Raw genomic sequence first — 2,292 nt, forward strand, 5'->3', positions numbered from 1 at the left:
CAGCGAGCGGCGGTAGACCACGCTGCGGATCTCGGCGAGCAGGATGTGGCCGAGCTGGGCCAGGCCGCCGCCGATCACGATCATCGACGGGTTGGTGAAGCTGACCAGCCCGGCCAGCACGCTGCCGACCCGCCGGCCGCCGTCGCGGATGAGCTGGATGCAGGTGACGTCCCCCTCGACCGCGCCCTGCGCCACGTCCAGCGCGGTCACCGCGCCCCGGGCGGCGAGCCGCTCGACGAGGGTGGGCGAGACCTCGGCGCGGGCTGCGGCGGTCGCCTCCCGGGCCAGCGCCGCGCCGCTGAACACCGCCTCCAGGCAGCCGACGTTGCCGCAGGAACACATCGGCCCGTTCGGGTCGACCTGGATGTGGCCGATGTCGCCGGCACAGCCGTCGGTGCCCCGGTAGACCTCGCCGTGCAGGTAGATGCCGCAGCCGATGCCGGTGCCGATCTTGATGAAGAGGAAATCGTCGACCGAGTGGGCGACGCCGCCGTGCCGCTCGCCGATCGCCATGATGTTGACGTCGTTGTCGACCACCGCCGGGCAGCCGTGCTCGCGGGTCAGCAGCTCGCGGACCGGGAAACGGTCCCAGCCCGGCATGATCGGCGGGGAGACCGGAACCCCGTCGCGGAAGCTCACCGGGCCGGGCACGCCGATGCCGATCGCGTCGAGCCGCTCGTACGCGCCGTCGACCCGGGCCTTGTGCAGCAGCTCGTTGACCCGGTGCAGGGTCACCTTCGGGCCGGAGCGGATGTCGGCCGTCTCGGCGTACGCGGCGACCGGCTCCAACCGGCCGTTGACCACCTCGACGTCGATCGAGCTGGCGCCCAGATCGACGGCGGCGAAACGCAGGCGCGGGCTCAGCTCGACCAGGGTGGAGCGACGTCCGCCACGCGAGGCGGCCAGCCCGGCCTCGGCCACGTAGCCGAGGCCGACCAGTCGTTCCAGCTCGGCGAGCAGGCGCGGGCGGGGCATCTGGAGCCGGTCCGCCAGCTCGGCGCGGGAGACCGCGCCCTCGTCGCGGAGCAACCGCAGGAGCCGTACGTGCAGGGGGTCGACCGACCGCACCGGCAGTCACCTCCGCATCGGAGTGGGTCACATCGACGTGACGGCGATGTGTCGTGTCCGACACAGTAGGAGCCTTCCGGGTTACGTGTCCATAGCTTCGGCACAACCGATGGAAACTTTTGTCCATACGAACAAAAGCGTGTTCCGGATCATGAAAACGCACCGCCCCGCCCGGTGTTCCGGGCGGGGCGGTGCGGATCTCGGTCAGCGGGCGGACGGGGCGTTGCGCTTCTTGCGCAGCTTGCGGTCGTCGCGCAGCTCGACGTACGGCTCCTCGTCGGCCGGGTGCCCGGCGGCGATGGCCCGGCTGCGCTCCAACTCGGCGTCGAACTCCGCGCCCAGCAGGATGGCGATGTTGCTCAGCCACAGCCAGACCAGGAAGATGATCACGCCAGCCACCGCGCCGTACGTCTTGTTGTACGACCCGAAGTTGCTGGCGTAGAACGCGAACAGGCCGGACACCACCAGCCACAGCACCACGGCGAGCACCCCGCCGGGGCTGACCCAGCGGAACCCGCCGTGCTTGGCGTTCGGCGAGGCCCAGTAGAGGATCGCGAACATCAGGCTGACCAGCACCAGCAGCACCGGCCACTTGGCGATGTTCCACACCGTGACGGCGGTCGAGCCCAGCCCGATCGCGTCGCCCGCCTGCTCGGCCAGCCCGCCGGTGAACACCACGATCACGGCACTGATCAACAGCATCACGCCGATCACCGCGGTCACGCCGAGGCGGATCGGCAGCGTCTTCCAGATCGGCCGCCCCTCCGGCACGTCGTAGATGCTGTTCGAGGCGCGCATGAACGCGGCGACGTAGCCGGAGGCCGACCAGAACGCGGCGACCAGACCGATCACCGCAGCGATGCTCGCCAGCCCGCCGGACTGGCCGGCCTGGTCGATCGCGCTCTCGATGATGCTGCGGATGTTCTCCTCCGGCACCGCCTGGCCGACCGTGTCCCGGACCCCCTCGGTGGCCCGCTCGCCGAGCAGGCCGAGCACGGAGATCAGCACCAGCACGCCCGGGAAGATCGAGAGCACACCGTAGTAGGTCAGTGCGGCGGCCCAGTCGGTCAGGCTGTCGTCCTGGAACTCCCGGACGGTCCGCTTGAGCGTCGCCACCCAGCCTGGGCCCGGCAGGTCGGTCGGGCTGTCCGGTCCGTCGTCCGGCCCCACCGGCCCGGTGCGGTCGGCTGGCCCGACCCGCCCGGTGCCGTCGTCCGGCCCGGT

At 71.2% G+C, this 2,292-nt stretch carries 2 protein-coding genes; both read right to left on the reverse strand.

What is annotated here, in order from left to right:
* The coding region (locus tag B1205_RS25965; protein WP_254910211.1) for an ROK family transcriptional regulator at positions 1-1,068 on the reverse strand (1,068 nt) is incomplete at its 3' end.
* Positions 1,069-1,272: 204 nt separating this feature from the next.
* Positions 1,273-2,292: YihY/virulence factor BrkB family protein (locus B1205_RS25970; protein WP_441338567.1), on the reverse strand; the 1,020-nt coding region annotated here is incomplete at its 5' end.

It is taken from the genome of Micromonospora sp. NBS 11-29, assembly GCF_002140155.1.
Classification (GTDB): Bacteria; Actinomycetota; Actinomycetes; order Mycobacteriales; family Micromonosporaceae; genus Micromonospora.